Source organism: Phaeovulum veldkampii DSM 11550 (assembly GCF_003034995.1).
In the GTDB taxonomy this organism is placed as follows: Bacteria; Pseudomonadota; Alphaproteobacteria; order Rhodobacterales; family Rhodobacteraceae; genus Phaeovulum; species Phaeovulum veldkampii.
In genome coordinates this window covers 85,887-100,340 of record NZ_PZKF01000009.1, presented here as the reverse complement: position 1 = coordinate 100,340, position 14,454 = coordinate 85,887, and the positions used below count along the sequence as shown (strand labels likewise).

Below are 14,454 nucleotides of genomic sequence, written 5' to 3'. Positions count from 1 at the left end.
CCCCCGCGCACGCTCTTCCGGAGCGCCGTCGATCTGGTCGTAGGCCCGGAATTCACCAAAATACTTCGTGATCGCTGCCGTCAGCGTCGTCTTGCCGTGGTCAACGTGCCCAATCGTGCCGATGTTGACGTGCGGTTTCGTCCGTTCAAACTTTGCCTTTGCCATGTCGCGGGCGCCTCTGGATTAGGGGGCCGAGAAAGGCCCGATTCAACTTCGGGCGTTCCCTATTGGGTCGGGGCCGAAAAATCAAGCCCGCTTGCACCGGCAAACGCGCCGCCCCAGTCAGGTGAAGCGGTTGTCGCGGGGGAAACCGCGTGGCGCCATCCGGCCCGCGGTGGCCCGTTTTGCAAGCCATTCGGTCAGGTCAGGTTCGGTCCTGGTGCGGCCGGCAGGGTCTTTCCACATCAGCCCCTCGGTCAGACGGAAGGTTATCGCATCCGACAACCCGCCATCCTTGTATTTCTGCAGCCGAACGCCCTTGCCGCGCGCCATTTCAGGCAGTTCCTCCAGCGCAAAGACCAAAAGCTTGCGGTTTTCGCCCACAACGGCCACATGATCGCCCGCCACCGCGCGACACACGGCGGTCCGCCCACCGTCGCGAAGGTTCAGCACCTGTTTGCCCGCCCGCGTCTGCGCCAGCAATTCCTCGGCCGCCACCACGAACCCGTCACCATCCGACGAGGCGACAAGGAATTTCTCACCCGGACGGAAGATCACCAGATCGGCGATCTCGGCCTCGTTCGGCAGATCGACCATCAGCCGCACCGGCTCGCCCATGCCGCGCCCGCCGGGCAGGTTGGCGCCCAGCAACGTGTAAAAGCGCCCGTTGGTGCCCACCACCAAAATCCGGTCGATGGTTTCTGCATGCAGCACGAATCGCGGGCCGTCGCCATCCTTGAACTTGATCTCGGCGCCCAGCGGCTGGTGCCCCTTCATCGCCCGCACCCAGCCCATCCTGGAACAGATCACGGTGATCGGCTCACGCTCGATCATCGCCTCGATCGGCACCTCCTCGACCACGCCCGCCTCGGCAAAGCCGGTTCGCCGCGCGCCACCGGGAGCGTCCTTGCCAAAGGCGCGGCGCACCTCGCGCAACTGGTCGCCGATGCGCTTCCACTGGCCGGCCTCATCCGCCAGAAGCCCGGTCAGATCGGCCCGCTCGGCCAAAAGCCGGTCGCGTTCGGCGCGCAGTTCCATTTCCTCCAGCCGACGCAGGGCGCGCAGCCGCATGTTCAGGATCGCCTCGGCCTGCGGCTCGGTCAGGAACACGCCGCCGCCCCAGTCCTCGGCGATCAGCGCGACCTTTGGGTCATCCTCGGTGCGGATGATCGCGATCACCCGGTCGAGGTTGAGATAGGCGATGATATAGCCGTCCAGCACCTCCAGCCTCGCGGCGATCTTGTCCAGCCGGTGCTGGCTGCGGCGAATCAGAACCTCGCGCCGGTGGTCGAGGAAGGCGCGCAACACCTCGCGCAGCGAGCAGACCCTGGGCACGCGCCCGTCGATCAGCACGTTCATGTTCAGGCTGAACCGGATCTCCAGATCCGAGTTGCGGAACAGCATCCCCATCAACATCTCCGGGTCGACCGTCCGCGCGCGCGGCTCCAGCACGATGCGCACATCATCGGCGGATTCGTCGCGAACATCGGCGAGAGCCGGCACCTTTTTCGTCTGGATCAGTTCCGCCAGCCGCTCGATCAGCTTGGACTTCTGCACCTGATAGGGGATCTCGGTCACGACGATCTGCCAGGTGCCGCGGCCAAGGTCTTCGACCTGCCAGCGCGCGCGCAGCCGAAAGGCGCCACGACCGGTGCGATAGGCCTCAAGAATACTCTCCCGCGGCTCCACGATCACGCCGCCGGTCGGGAAGTCGGGGCCGGGGATCAGCGCCACAAGGTTTTCGTCCGAGGTGTCGGGCTTCTGAATCAGATGCAGGCAGGCGCCGATCAACTCATCCATGTTATGCGGCGGAATGTTCGTGGCCATCCCCACCGCGATGCCGCTGGCGCCATTGGCCAGCAGGTTGGGGAAGGCCGCGGGAAGAACGATCGGCTCTTCCAGCGTGCCATCGTAGTTGGGCCGGAAATCGACCGCGTTTTCGGCCAGCCCCTCCAGCAGCGCCTCGGCAGCCGCCGTCAGGCGGGCCTCGGTATAGCGGCTGGCGGCAGGGTTGTCGCCGTCGATATTGCCAAAGTTGCCCTGCCCGTCCACCAGCGGGTAGCGCATGGCAAAGGGCTGTGCGAGCCGCGCCATCGCGTCATAGATCGCAGCGTCGCCATGCGGGTGATAGTTGCCCATCACATCGCCCGAAATCTTGGCCGATTTGCGAAAGCCCCCGCTGGGCGACAGCCTCAGCTCGCGCATCGCAAACAGGATGCGCCGGTGAACCGGCTTCAGCCCGTCGCGCGCATCGGGCAGCGCGCGGTGCATGATGGTGGACAGCGCATAGGTCAGATACCGCTCGCCGATGGCACGGCTCAGCGGCTCCGATACAGTATTGGGCGCGGGGGAAAGATCATCGCTCGGTTCGGTCATGTCTCGGCTGATAGCCCGTGGCTGCGCAGATTTCCACCGCCATTCGGCACCGGTGGCCAGCCAAGATCGGCGGCTATCTTGCGGCCAAGCGCCTCGTATTCGGCGGCGCGCGACAAATCAATCAGGCTGCCCAGCCAAAGCGCAGCCTCGGGCGGGTCAATCGGATGCCGGGCAGCGGCATTGGAAAGGGTCAGCTCCGAAAAAGACAGCCTGTCGTTGTAATGCAGGATATCCACCCGGACATGCATCAAGTCTGCCGAAAGGCGGCGCGCCTCGTCCAGCAGAAACCCGAGCTGATCCGGGCGCGGCACCGGCTCGGGGCTGACGCCAAGACCGCGGGTGCCAAATCCCGCCGCCGACCAGTCAGGCAGATGAACCGAGCGGGAAAGACCGCCGGGGCCGCGCTGCGCAATGGCCGAGATGAACTGCGGTTCGCCATGAAAACACATGATCTTGTATTCCAGCCGCCGACGGTCCGAGGGCAGATATTCCTCGACCAGAAAGCGCCACGGGATCGCGCGGTAGAACAGTTCACCATGCCTGCGCCAGTGATCCTCGTCACGCCAGCGGACCAGCAGATCGCGCAACGACCCACGGTCGGGCGGATTGGGGCCAGGGTGGACATGGTTTGCCCCGCAGGAATTGGAGGCCTTCAACACAAAGCGTTCGGGCAGATCAAGGGTCAGGATCGCCTCGGGGTCGTGGCCGGTGGCGATCAGATCAGGCGGCTGGATCAGCGCACCGCGCAGCGCCAGATAATCGCGCACCGCGATCTTGTCCGACACCAGCGACATCAGCGGGTTGGGGTGGTGCAGAAACGTCCAGCGCACCTTTTCGGGCAGCAAGGTCGGGGCTGCGAAATCCGGCAATCTGCCGTGACCGCGCGCGAACGGATAGGCGACGGCCTCGGCCTCACTGGCAAAAGTGAATTGGTGAACCCGCCGCTGCCGTTCGCCCCGATCGCGCAGAGGGGCAAACAGCGCCCGCGCCACCAACCGGCGAAGTCCTACCTTGGCAATCAGCGCGGCGGCGGAAGGGGTCATGGTGCCTCGGGGTCTTGCAATTGCCTCAGCGATACGCTGAAACATCGCGACCGCGCAACCCGGACGGAGCCGTCATGCCACAGCGCACCATCCTGATCACCGGCTGTTCGTCGGGCATTGGCTACGACGCGGCGCATGGGTTGGCGCGGCGCGGCTGGCGCGTGCTGGCCACCTGCCGCAAACCCGACGATTGCGCGCGCCTGCAAGCCGAGGGGCTGGAGAGCTTTCCGCTTGATCTGGCCAGCCCCGACAGCATCGCTGCCGGCGTAGCCGAGGCGGTTGCGCGCACCGGCGGGCAGATCGACGCGCTGTTCAACAATGCCGCCCACGCCTGCCCCGGCGCCGTCGAAGACCTGCCGCCGGGCGCCCTGCGCGAGATATTCGAGGTCAACCTGATCGGCCTGCACGATCTGACGCGCCAGATCATCCCGCTGATGCGGGCGCAGAGGGCGGGGCGGATCGTCAACTGTTCTTCGGTTCTGGGGCTGGTGGGCATCCGTTGGCGCGGCGCCTATGTCGCCACAAAATTCGCGCTGGAGGGCCTGACCGACGTGTTGCGGCTGGAAATGTCGGACACGCCGATCAAGGTGATCCTGATCGAGCCGGGGCCGATCGGCACCCGCATCCGCGCCAATTCGATCCCGCATTTCGAACGCTGGGTGAACTGGCAGGCCAGCCCGCGGGCAGACCAATACCGGGCCAGCCTGCTGAAACGTCTTTATGAACCGGGCCAGCCCGACCGCTGGCAACTGCCGCCGTCGGCCGTCACCGAAAAGCTGATCCACGCGCTGGAAAGCCCGACGCCACGGGCGCGCTATTACGTCACCGCGCCGACGCATCTGATGGGGGTCGCCCGACGGCTTTTGCCCACCCGCGCACTGGACTGGATAGTGGCCAAGGGGTGAACACGGGCTGAAAAAGGCTCGCTTTTGTCACCGCCCCGCCTAGATGGGCCGCAAGCATTGCATGAAAGGGCTGGAAATGGTCGTTCTGAACCGCATCTACACGAAAACCGGCGACGCGGGCGAAACCGCGCTGGCCAATGGCGCCCGCGTGGCCAAACATTCGACCCGCGTCACCGCCTATGGCACCGTCGATGAAACCAATGCGGTGCTGGGCATGGCGCGGCTGCATGCGTCTGGCGATTTCGACGCGGGGCTGGCCCGGATTCAAAACGACCTGTTCGACCTTGGCGCCGACCTTGCCCGCCCCGAGATGGAAAGCGACGCCACCGCCGGCTACCCGGTGCTGCGCGTGACCGAGGCGCAGGTGACGCGGCTGGAAGCGGAAATCGACGCCATGATCGCCCGGCTGGAGCCGCTGCGCAGCTTCATCCTGCCCGGCGGCTCGGCGCTGGCCACCCATCTGCACATGGCCCGCACCGTGGCACGCCGTGCCGAACGCTGCACAGTGGAACTGGCCACAATGGAATCGGTCAACGAGGCAGCGGTGAAATATCTCAACCGCCTGTCCGACTGGCTGTTTGTCGCCGCGCGCATGGCCAATGACGATGGCCGCGCCGATGTGCTGTGGGTGCCCGGCGCAAACCGCTGAGGGGCAGGTGATAGGCGCGGGGCCGCGACGTGGCGTTGCCGTGCTGCAGCGCGTCGATTTTCTTCTGTCCTTGACGCGCCCGAACGGGTAACAAAATTACCGAACATCCGAACCGGCCCCCGGAACCGGGGGCGAAATGCCAAGGGAGACGCTCGCCAATGAAGGTTTTGGTGCCTGTTAAGCGCGTGATCGACTACAACGTGAAGGTCCGTGTGAAGGCGGACGGTAGCGGGGTCGATCTTGCCAACGTCAAGATGTCGATGAACCCGTTCGACGAGATCGCGGTAGAAGAAGCGATCCGCCTGCGCGAAAAGGGCGCTGCCGCCGAGGTGGTCGTGGTGTCGATCGGCGTCAAGCAGGCCGCCGAAACGCTGCGCACCGCGCTGGCGATGGGCGCGGATCGCGCGATCCTGATCGAGGCCACCTCCGACATCCATCAGGATATCGAACCGCTGGCGGTGGCCAAGCTGCTGGCAAAGGTCGTGGCCGAAGAACAGCCGGGGCTGGTGATCGCCGGAAAACAGGCGATCGACAATGACATGAACGCAACGGGGCAGATGCTGGCCGCGTTGCTGGGCTGGAGCCAGGCGGCCTTTGCCTCGGAAATCACGATCGAGGGCGATCAGGCCAAGGTCACCCGCGAGGTGGACGGCGGTCTGCAAACCATCAGCGTCAAGCTGCCCGCGATCATCACCGCCGACCTGCGCCTGAACGAGCCGCGCTATGCCAGCCTTCCCAACATCATGAAGGCCAAGAAAAAGCCGCTCGATGAAAAGACCGCCGGCGATTATGGCGTGGACGTGACGCCGCGGCTGACCGTGGTGAAAACCGCCGAACCTGCGGGCCGCAAGGCGGGCGTCAAGGTCGGCTCGGTCGATGAGCTGATTGCGAAACTCAAAGACGAAGCGGGGGTGATCTGATGGCCGTTCTTCTTCTTGCCGAGGTTCACGGCGCCACGCTGGCAACCGATGCCACCGCGAAAACCCTCAGCGCCGTCAAGGCCCTGGGTCCTGTGACCGTGCTGGTTGCGGGTCAGGGTGTGGGCGCGGCCGCCGAAGCGGCGGCGAAACTCGATGGCGTAGCACGGGTTCTGGTGGCCGATGACGCCGCCTATGCCCATGCCCTGGCCGAGCCGCTGGCGGCGCTGGTCGTGGCGCTGGCGCCGGGCTTTACCCATATCATCGGCCCCTCGACCGCCAGCGCCAAGAACGTGCTGCCGCGCGTCGCCGCGCTGCTGGATGTGATGGTGCTATCGGATGTGACCGCCGTGGTCGATGCCGACACGTTCGAGCGCCCGATCTACGCCGGCAACGCGATCCAGACGGTCAAATCCGCCGATCCGGTCAAGGTAGCCACGATCCGCACCGCCAGCTTTGAGGCGGCGGGCGCTGGCGGCGCGGCGGCGGTCGAGGCTGCGGCGGCGGTTGCCAACCCCGACCTGTCGATCTGGGTCGAAGACAAGGTGGCGGCCTCGGACCGGCCCGAACTGACCTCGGCCAAGATCGTGGTGTCGGGCGGGCGCGGCGTCGGCTCGGAAGACAGCTTTGCGATCATCGAGGCGCTGGCCGACAAGCTGGGCGCCGCAGTGGGCGCCAGCCGTGCGGCGGTCGATTCGGGCTATGCCCCGAACGACTGGCAGGTGGGCCAGACCGGCAAGGTCGTGGCGCCGGATCTGTATGTGGCTGTCGGCATCTCGGGCGCGATCCAGCACCTTGCCGGGATGAAGGATTCGAAGGTCATCGTCGCAATCAACAAGGACGAAGAGGCGCCGATCTTCCAGGTCGCCGACTATGGCCTTGTGGCCGACCTCTTTACCGCCGTGCCGGAACTGACCGGCAAGCTGTGACCCGGCAGACAGCATGACCCACAAGGCCCGCCCCCGGCGGGCCTTGATCATTTCACGGCCTGCCTTACGGCTTGCGCCGCGGCCCCGGCGCCGCATATGGTCAGGCCGACAGATTGATGGGGGCGGAAATGGACATTCAGTCAGTGGGCATCGTCGGTGCGGGCCAGATGGGCAACGGCATTGCACATGTCTTCGCCCTTGCCGGCTATGACGTGCTGATAACCGACATCGGACAAGACGCGCTGGATAATGCGGTGGCCCTGATCGACCGCAACATGGAACGGCAAGTGTCACGCGGCAAGATCACGGCCGAGGTCAAGGCGGCGGCGCTAGGGCGCATCCGAACCACGCTGAAGCTGGCCGATCTGGGCCAGACCGATCTGGTGATCGAGGCTGCGACCGAACGCGAAACCGTGAAACAGGCGATCTTTGAAGACCTGCTGCCGCATCTGAAACCGACCACGATCCTGACCTCGAACACCTCGTCGATCTCGATCACACGGCTGGCCTCGCGCACCGACCGGCCGGAAAAGTTCATGGGTTTCCATTTCATGAACCCGGTGCCGGTGATGCAACTGGTCGAACTGATCCGCGGCATCGCCACCGATGCCGAAACCTACCAAACCCTGCTGGGCGTGGTCGAACGGCTGGGCAAGACCGCCGCCAGCGCCGAAGACTTCCCCGCCTTCATCGTAAACCGCATCCTGATGCCGATGATCAACGAAGCGGTCTATACGCTTTATGAAGGCGTGGGGTCGGTCAAATCCATCGACGAGGCGTTGAAACTGGGCGCCAATCACCCGATGGGGCCGCTGGAGCTGGCCGATTTCATCGGGCTGGATACCTGCCTTGCGATCATGAACGTGCTGCATGATGGGCTGGCGGACACCAAATATCGCCCGTGCCCGCTGCTGACGAAATATGTCGAGGCCGGATGGCTTGGCCGCAAGGCCGGCCGCGGGTTTTACGACTATCGCGGCGAAACCCCGGTGCCGACGCGCTGAGGCTAAAAATCCTCACCAAAGCGGTTGGCCACCAGCGCCTCCAGCGCGTCGGCCAATCGGTCGGCCTCGGCACCCGAGGTGCGCAGTTCAACCGAAGTGCCCTTGGATGCCGCCAGCATCAAAAGGCCCATGATCGAATCCCCTGACACACGCATCCCGTCCTTCTCCACCTCAGCGCGGGCATCATGCGCCTCGACCACCTCGACGAACCGGGCCGAAGCACGGGCGTGCAGGCCCTTTTCATTGATGATGCGAAGCGTGCGCGTGCTGGTCATGTTCGGTCTGTCCCGCTGGCCGAATAGCTGTCGATATATTTGCGCCCGGCTTCCAGCGCCGCGGCGACGGCAGCGCCCACCCGCAGGTTGCGCGACTTGGCCAGTTTGATCAGCAACGGCAGGTTGGCGCCATAGATGATCTGCCGGTCGCACGAGGCACAGGCCAGCAGGCTGAGGTTGGAGGGCGAGCCTCCGAACATGTCGGTGACCACCACCACCCCGTCGCCGGTATCCACGGCATCGGCGGCGTCGGCAATCTCGGCCTGTTTGGCGGCGCGGTTGTGGTCTTCTTCAATGGTGATCGCGCGGATGCCGTTTTGTGGCCCCACGACATGTTCGACCGCGGCGAGATATTCGCGCGCAAGCCCCCCATGTGCCACGATCACGATCCCGATCACGCGCCGTTTCCTACCTTGGTTTCCACCGGGGCCTGCGGCGGCTGCGCCGCGCCTCGCCGCTCCAGTTCCCGATGTCGTTTAGACACCTGCCACCCCGCCTCTGCAAGCACCAGCGCCATCTTTTCCGTGACGGAAACAGATCGGTGCTGCCCCCCGGTGCAGCCAAAGCCGATTGCCAGATGACTTTTGCCTTCCTCGACCTGCGCGGGCAGCAGGAACAGGATCAGGTCGCGCAGGCGGGCGATGAAGCCGTCATGGCGCGGGTCGGCGGCCACATAAGCCGCAACCGAGGCATCGCGCCCGTCAAGCGGCCGCAGCGCTGGCTCCCAATGCGGGTTGGCCAGAAAGCGACAATCAAACATCATGTCGAGCCCCCGCGGCACCCCCCGCTTATAGGAAAAGCTGTGCAAGGACACTGCCAGCCGCTGCCCGGCCTCCTGCCCGAACCAGCGCCCGATCTCGGCCCGCGCTTCGTGAACGCTCATGCCTGTCGTGTCGATCAGCACATCGGCGCGTACCCGGATCGGCGCCAGCAGGTCGATTTCCTGCGCGATACCCTTGGCGGGTGACTCGGCCAGCGCCAAGGGGTGACGGCGGCGTGTTTCGCTGTAGCGCCGCTCCAACTCCTCGGGGCTGCAATCAAGATACAGCACCTCCAGCGCCAGTTCCGGCACACAGCCCAGCCTGTCGATCGCCTCGATCAGGCCAGCAGCGGTGAATTCGCGATTGCGCACGTCGACCCCCAAGGCCACCGGGTGGCCCAGCGGCGGGCCATCCAGCAAGCGCGGCACAAGGCTGAGCGGCAGGTTGTCGATCGCCTCGTAGCCCAGATCTTCCAGCGCCGCGATCGCGGTTGAACGGCCAGCCCCTGACGGCCCGGTCACCAGAACGACCCGTTGGGCCAGTCCTGCCGCCCCGCTCCGCTCTGACTGACCTGCGTTCACGCCACCCGACCTGCCTTGAGATATTGCAACACCGCCGACGCAAAATGGCGCCTTCGCACCCGCAGCACAAGGGGAATTGGCCTATCCAAAAGAACAGTGTGACGCTGCGGCGGCAGCCGCTCTGTCTCGTCCTGGTCCAGATCGACAGCCAGAACCACCTCGGCCTCGGGCACCGCGGCGGCGCGGAGGATACCCAGCCCCCGCGCCTCGATCTGGCCAAAGATCGGCGCGGGTGCCCGCGCCATCAGCCGATCATTCCGCAGCCACAGCAAGCTCTGGTCGTCGGCCACCAGATCGGCCCCGAGGGCCATCAGTTCCAGCGCCAGCGCAGATTTCCCCGCCCCAGCAGCGCCCAGAATCATCACCGCCCGGCGCTCGACGGCAACTGTGCTGGCATGGATCAACTGCCCGGCCGGCTGCCCCGCGACACCGGTCAAACCGGAAGGCCCACCACAAAGCGTGCGCCCAGCGGAGCCGAGCTTGCGTCGGCGCCGACAGCGCGGATGTTCTCGGCCCAGATCACGCCACCATGCGCCTCGACGATCTGCTTGGAAATCGCCAGCCCCAGCCCCGAATGCTCGCCAAATTGCCCCGGCGGACGTTCGGAATAGAAGCGTTTGAAAATCTTTGCCAGCGCCTGTTCGGGAATGCCGGGGCCGGTATCTTCGACCACCACCAGCACGCGGTTCTCGCGCTTGCGAACCCAAACGCGCACCGCATCACCCTTGTTGCAAAAGGAAATCGCATTGGTGATCAGGTTGACGAACACCTGCGCCAACCGCGCCTCAAGCCCCTGAATCTGGATCGGGCCGGGCGGCACGTCGGTGATGAATTCGATCCCCCTGTCGCGCGCCTGCGAGCCCAGATAGCCAGACAGGTTGCCAAGCATGACGGTCAGATCAAAGCTCTCTTCCTGCTCTTTCACCAGTTCGCTATCCAGCCGGGACGCATTGGCAATGTCGCTGACCAGACGGTCGAGCCTGCGCACGTCGTGCTCGATGATGTCCAGCAGTTTCAGCCGATGATCCTCGCGCGGGGAGATCCGCAACGACGACACCGCCGACCGTAGGCTGGCCAGCGGGTTCTTGATCTCATGCGCCACGTCGGCGGCGAATTGTTCGTTCGCGTCGATCCGGTCGTAAAGCGCGGTCACCATTCCGCGTAGCGCATCCGACAACCGCCCGATCTCGTCGGGCCGCGCGGTCAGATCGGGTATGCGCACCCGACCCGGCGCCACCATGCGCGAATTCCGGTCGCGGCCGATCTCGGCTGCCGCGGCCAGTTCCGACAGCGGATTGGCTATGGTCGAGGCCAGAACGAGCGAGAGACCGATCGACACGATGACCGCGATCACAAAGACCTGAAGCACCTGCTCACGCTCGACCTGCACCAGCTGTTCGATCTCAAGAGCCTCGTCACTCAGACCGATGGCGCCGATCACCGCCCCATTGCGCAGGATCGGGGCCGCAACCGCAAAGACTGGCGTCTCGCACATCTTGCAGTCAGACGACACCTGCGGTTTGCCCGCCAGCGTCGCCGGCAAAAGCGGGCGCAGCAGATCCTGCGGGGCGATCTGACGGACTGGCGGCGGCGCGGCCCCAAACAGCCGCGACAGCCCGCCCCAGACATGATCGAGAAAATCCGTAAGCATGGTCGAGCGGTTGTCAACCCGCAGCGCCTCGATGGTCTCGGGCGTCGGGCGGGGCTGACCCAGCGTCGAGGCAACCAGCGCGCCCTGCAGATCAAACACAAAAATGTCGGTCGTGGCCGGGCGCGCAAGCCGGGCCAGCACCGCCCCCGCCTCGTCCACCTCGGCAGGCGCGGCATCGGTGCCGCCCACCTGCATCTCGATCACCTGAGCCAACAGTTTTGCCTCGGCGATCAGTCCGGCCTCGCGTTGCAGCACAAGCGACTCGCGGAACGGGTTGAGATACAAGATCCCCGCCACCAGAACGACCATGGCCAGCAGATTGAAGGTGATGATCTTGCGCGCCAGCGGCGACCGGTTCAGTACAACCACGCCCCGCTTGCTGCGCAGGGTGCGCAGGGTGGCATCCACGGTTTCCTCGGGGGCAACCCAATCCTCACCGATCACCACGCCGGTTCCGGCGGATCTGGGTCGGGCAGAACCTTTTCGGCGAAGAAACTTCATTCTTCGTTGTAACGGTAGCCGATTCCATAAAGCGTCTCGATCGCCGAGAAGCTGTCATCGGCCATCCGCATCTTCTTGCCCAGGCGCTTGATGTGGCTGTCGATGGTGCGGTCATCGACATAGACCTGATCGTCGTAAGCCACATCCATCAACTGATCGCGGCTTTTGACAAATCCGGGCCGCTGCGCCAGCGCCTTGAGCAGCAGAAACTCGGTTACCGTCAGCGTCACGTCCTGGCCCTTCCAGGTCACCGCATGACGCAGCGGGTCCATCGTCAGGGCGCCACGCACAATCACCTTGTTTTCTTCCGTCGCGGCCACTTCGCCCGTGGCGATCACTTCCTGACGGCGCAGCAGCGCGCGGATGCGCTCTACCAGCAAGCGCTGCGAAAATGGCTTTTTGACATAGTCATCCGCGCCCATCCGCAGGCCCAGAACCTCGTCGATCTCGTCATCCTTGGAGGTCAGAAAGATCACCGGCATCGTGGTGCGCTGTCGCAAGCGCTGCAACAGGTCCATCCCGTCCATGCGCGGCATCTTGATATCCAGCACTGCCATATCCGGCAGCCGCTTGTTGAATGCATCCAGCGCCGATTGGCCATCGGTGTAGGTTTCGACCTCAAACCCCTCTGCCTCCAGTGCCATGGCGACAGAGGTCAGAATGTTTCTGTCATCATCGACCAGCGCAATTCGCGACATGTCCTGTATCCCTCATCTGCCGTTAAACTTGTTGTTTTCAATCATACTCCGCTTTCCGGGTTTGGGAATCAATCTCAGATGCTCGACTCGGCTCCGGTTCCGAATCATGCCGCTCGAAAAATCCGAAGGTTTGACTAATTTGCCTCACCTTTCGGTGCTGATTGCGCTAAACCGCCAATGGTTGCGCTAACTACGGCAACCCTGCTGTTCCTTCATCAATCTGACATGATATAGGGCGCGCATCTCGGCGGCCCCGCCGGGATCGGCTCCCCCTCTGTCCGGGGTGCCGGGACAGACCCTTCGAACCGCCGAGATCGGCATCGGGAGCTTGCAGATGATCATTGGACGTGTGAACCCGGCAAACCGCCTGGAAGATCAGGGCATCATTGGCCTGGGCAATGTCTATTACAACCTGATCGAACCCGCGCTGGTCGAAGCGGCGGTGAAACGCGGCGAAGGCACGCTTGGCAAGGGCGGGGCGTTCTACTGCTCCACCGGCAAGCACACCGGCCGCTCGCCCAAGGACAAGTTCGTGGTCCGCACCCCCGAGGTCGAGGAAACGATCTGGTGGGAAAACAACACCCCGATGGCGCCCGCGGCGTTTGACCAACTGCATGCCGACATGCTCGCCCATATGGCTGGTCGCGACTTTTATGTGTCCGACCTTTATGCTGGCGCCGATCCCGAACACCGGCTTGATGTGCGCGTCGTGACCGAGATGGCCTGGCACGCGCTGTTCAGCCGCCACCTGCTGCGTCGCCCGGGTCGCGCCGAGCTTGACGGCTTCTTCCCCGAATTCACGATCATCAACTGCCCCAGCTTCAAGGCCGATCCGGCCCGCCACGGCTGCCGCACCGAAACCGTGATCGCACTGAACTTCCAGAAAAAACTGATCCTGATCGGCAATACCGCCTATGCGGGCGAGATCAAGAAATCGGTCTTTACGCTCTTGAACTACATCCTTCCCGGCAAGGGCATCATGGCGATGCACTGCTCGGCCAACCACGCCATCGGCGATACCGGCGACACCGCAATCTTCTTCGGCCTGTCGGGCACCGGCAAGACCACGCTGTCGGCCGACAGCTCGCGCGTGCTCATCGGCGATGACGAACACGGCTGGTCGGACAAGGGCACCTTCAACTTCGAAGGCGGCTGCTACGCCAAGACGATCAACCTCTCGGCCGAGGCTGAGCCCGAAATCTATGCCACCACGTCGAAATTCGCGACCGTCGTGGAAAACATGGTGTTCGACGCCGAAACGCTTGACCTCGACTTCGCCGACACCAGCCTGACCGAAAACACCCGCTGCGCCTATCCGCTGCCCTATATCTCGAACGCCTCCGAAAGCTCGCTGGGCGGCCATCCGCGCAACGTGATCATGCTGACCTGCGACGCCTACGGCGTGCTGCCGCCGATCTCGCGGCTGACCCCCGCGCAGGCGATGTATCACTTCCTGTCTGGCTTCACCGCCAAGACACCGGGCACCGAAGTTGGCGTGGTCGAGCCGATCCCGACCTTCTCCACCTGCTTCGGCGCCCCCTTCATGCCGCGCCGTCCCGAGGTTTATGGCAATCTGCTGCGCAAAAAGATCGCCAATCACGGCTCGACCTGCTGGCTTGTAAACACCGGCTGGACCGGCGGCGCCTACGGCATCGGCAAGCGGATGCCGATCAAGGCTACCCGCGCGCTGCTGACAGCGGCACTCGACGGCTCGCTGAACGACGCCACCTTCCGCAAGGATTCGAACTTCGGCTTCGAAGTTCCGGTCACGGTGCCGGGCGTGGATACCACCCTGCTCGACCCGCGCGCGACCTGGGCCGACACGGCTGCCTATGACGCCCAGGCCAGAAAACTGGTCGAGATGTTCGCCAAGAACTTCGCCCAGTATCTGCCCTTCATCGACGATGACGTGAAGGCCGCCGCGATCGGCTGATCTGCCGGAAAGAACCAACAAGGGCCGGGGCAAGACCCCGGCCTTTTCATTCATCTTGGTTCAAATATCCTC

15 protein-coding genes are annotated in these 14,454 nt (G+C 64.4%); 6 read left to right on the top strand and 9 right to left on the bottom strand.

All coding sequences use genetic code 11. The features are described from left to right. The 3 genes from C5F46_RS05820 to C5F46_RS05810 all read right to left on the bottom strand — a co-directional run. Nucleotides 1–165, bottom strand: a 165-nt coding sequence (locus C5F46_RS05820) for a GTP-binding protein (protein WP_235820095.1), incomplete at its 3' end; no start/stop codon positions are given. A gap of 117 nt (nucleotides 166–282) precedes the next feature. Next, entirely contained in the window at nucleotides 283–2,535 is a 2,253-nt protein-coding gene (parC, locus tag C5F46_RS05815) for a DNA topoisomerase IV subunit A (protein WP_107324415.1), read from the bottom strand. Continuing rightward, complete coding sequence (locus C5F46_RS05810; RefSeq protein ID WP_168796774.1) at nucleotides 2,532–3,578, bottom strand: ATP-grasp fold amidoligase family protein; 1,047 nt, start codon at nucleotides 3,576–3,578, stop codon at nucleotides 2,532–2,534. Before C5F46_RS05810 ends, parC begins: the two co-directional genes overlap by 4 nt. Nucleotides 3,579–3,652: 74 nt before the next feature. Between C5F46_RS05810 and C5F46_RS05805 the strand changes: the two genes are divergently transcribed. The 5 genes from C5F46_RS05805 to C5F46_RS05785 all read left to right on the top strand — a co-directional run bounded on the left by C5F46_RS05805 (nucleotide 3,653) and on the right by C5F46_RS05785 (nucleotide 7,982). Continuing rightward, complete coding sequence (locus C5F46_RS05805) at nucleotides 3,653–4,483, top strand: SDR family NAD(P)-dependent oxidoreductase (RefSeq protein ID WP_107324413.1); 831 nt, start codon at nucleotides 3,653–3,655, stop codon at nucleotides 4,481–4,483. Nucleotides 4,484–4,559: 76 nt separating this feature from the next. Continuing rightward, nucleotides 4,560–5,132 carry a cob(I)yrinic acid a,c-diamide adenosyltransferase gene (locus tag C5F46_RS05800; RefSeq protein WP_107324425.1) on the top strand — a complete coding sequence of 191 codons (573 nt, stop codon included), beginning with the start codon at nucleotides 4,560–4,562 and terminating at the stop codon, nucleotides 5,130–5,132. A gap of 158 nt (nucleotides 5,133–5,290) precedes the next feature. Then, nucleotides 5,291–6,052 carry an electron transfer flavoprotein subunit beta/FixA family protein gene (locus tag C5F46_RS05795; protein ID WP_107324412.1) on the top strand — a complete coding sequence of 254 codons (762 nt, stop codon included), beginning with the start codon at nucleotides 5,291–5,293 and terminating at the stop codon, nucleotides 6,050–6,052. Continuing rightward, nucleotides 6,052–6,978: an electron transfer flavoprotein subunit alpha/FixB family protein gene (locus C5F46_RS05790; protein WP_107324411.1), complete on the top strand. Its 927-nt coding sequence runs from the start codon at nucleotides 6,052–6,054 to the stop codon at nucleotides 6,976–6,978. Before C5F46_RS05795 ends, C5F46_RS05790 begins: the two co-directional genes overlap by 1 nt. Nucleotides 6,979–7,106: 128 nt before the next feature. Further along, on the top strand, nucleotides 7,107–7,982 hold the full coding sequence (locus C5F46_RS05785) for a 3-hydroxybutyryl-CoA dehydrogenase (RefSeq protein ID WP_107324424.1): 876 nt from the start codon (nucleotides 7,107–7,109) through the stop codon (nucleotides 7,980–7,982). A gap of 2 nt (nucleotides 7,983–7,984) precedes the next feature. Here C5F46_RS05785 and C5F46_RS05780 read toward each other — a convergent pair whose 3' ends face one another. The 6 genes from C5F46_RS05780 to C5F46_RS05755 are packed head-to-tail and all read right to left on the bottom strand — an operon-like array spanning nucleotide 7,985 to nucleotide 12,449. Further along, nucleotides 7,985–8,257, bottom strand: coding sequence for an HPr family phosphocarrier protein (locus C5F46_RS05780; RefSeq protein ID WP_107324410.1), 273 nt, complete (start codon nucleotides 8,255–8,257; stop codon nucleotides 7,985–7,987). Then, nucleotides 8,254–8,655: a PTS sugar transporter subunit IIA gene (locus tag C5F46_RS05775; RefSeq protein WP_107324409.1), complete on the bottom strand. Its 402-nt coding sequence runs from the start codon at nucleotides 8,653–8,655 to the stop codon at nucleotides 8,254–8,256. Before C5F46_RS05775 ends, C5F46_RS05780 begins: the two co-directional genes overlap by 4 nt. Next, nucleotides 8,652–9,599 (bottom strand): RNase adapter RapZ, encoded by a 948-nt coding sequence (gene rapZ / locus C5F46_RS05770; protein ID WP_235820093.1) that lies wholly within the window; start codon nucleotides 9,597–9,599, stop codon nucleotides 8,652–8,654. Before rapZ ends, C5F46_RS05775 begins: the two co-directional genes overlap by 4 nt. After that, nucleotides 9,596–10,036: an HPr kinase/phosphorylase gene (locus C5F46_RS05765; protein WP_268935648.1), complete on the bottom strand. Its 441-nt coding sequence runs from the start codon at nucleotides 10,034–10,036 to the stop codon at nucleotides 9,596–9,598. Before C5F46_RS05765 ends, rapZ begins: the two co-directional genes overlap by 4 nt. Continuing rightward, nucleotides 10,033–11,751, bottom strand: a complete 1,719-nt coding sequence (locus tag C5F46_RS05760; RefSeq protein ID WP_107324408.1) for a sensor histidine kinase — start codon at nucleotides 11,749–11,751, stop codon at nucleotides 10,033–10,035. The genes C5F46_RS05765 and C5F46_RS05760 overlap by 4 nt, the downstream gene beginning before the upstream one ends. Next, the gene (locus tag C5F46_RS05755; RefSeq protein WP_107324407.1) at nucleotides 11,748–12,449 is read right to left on the bottom strand and encodes a response regulator transcription factor; all 702 of its coding nucleotides are present in this window, start codon (nucleotides 12,447–12,449) and stop codon (nucleotides 11,748–11,750) included. Before C5F46_RS05755 ends, C5F46_RS05760 begins: the two co-directional genes overlap by 4 nt. A 334-nt stretch (nucleotides 12,450–12,783) precedes the next feature. Here C5F46_RS05755 and C5F46_RS05750 point away from each other — a divergent pair, with 334 nt between their 5' ends. Next, nucleotides 12,784–14,382: a phosphoenolpyruvate carboxykinase gene (locus C5F46_RS05750; protein ID WP_107324406.1), complete on the top strand. Its 1,599-nt coding sequence runs from the start codon at nucleotides 12,784–12,786 to the stop codon at nucleotides 14,380–14,382. Nucleotides 14,383–14,454: the final 72 nt, after the last annotated feature.

Coding starts and splice junctions, on each gene's coding strand:
- parC (WP_107324415.1), bottom strand. CDS start 2,535: ATGACCGAACCGAGCGATGATCTTTCCCCCGCGCCCAATACTGTATCG.
- C5F46_RS05810 (WP_168796774.1), bottom strand. CDS start 3,578: ATGACCCCTTCCGCCGCCGCGCTGATTGCCAAGGTAGGACTTCGCCGG.
- C5F46_RS05805 (WP_107324413.1), top strand. CDS start 3,653: ATGCCACAGCGCACCATCCTGATCACCGGCTGTTCGTCGGGCATTGGC.
- C5F46_RS05800 (WP_107324425.1), top strand. CDS start 4,560: ATGGTCGTTCTGAACCGCATCTACACGAAAACCGGCGACGCGGGCGAA.
- C5F46_RS05795 (WP_107324412.1), top strand. CDS start 5,291: ATGAAGGTTTTGGTGCCTGTTAAGCGCGTGATCGACTACAACGTGAAG.
- C5F46_RS05790 (WP_107324411.1), top strand. CDS start 6,052: ATGGCCGTTCTTCTTCTTGCCGAGGTTCACGGCGCCACGCTGGCAACC.
- C5F46_RS05785 (WP_107324424.1), top strand. CDS start 7,107: ATGGACATTCAGTCAGTGGGCATCGTCGGTGCGGGCCAGATGGGCAAC.
- C5F46_RS05780 (WP_107324410.1), bottom strand. CDS start 8,257: ATGACCAGCACGCGCACGCTTCGCATCATCAATGAAAAGGGCCTGCAC.
- C5F46_RS05760 (WP_107324408.1), bottom strand. CDS start 11,751: ATGAAGTTTCTTCGCCGAAAAGGTTCTGCCCGACCCAGATCCGCCGGA.
- C5F46_RS05755 (WP_107324407.1), bottom strand. CDS start 12,449: ATGTCGCGAATTGCGCTGGTCGATGATGACAGAAACATTCTGACCTCT.
- C5F46_RS05750 (WP_107324406.1), top strand. CDS start 12,784: ATGATCATTGGACGTGTGAACCCGGCAAACCGCCTGGAAGATCAGGGC.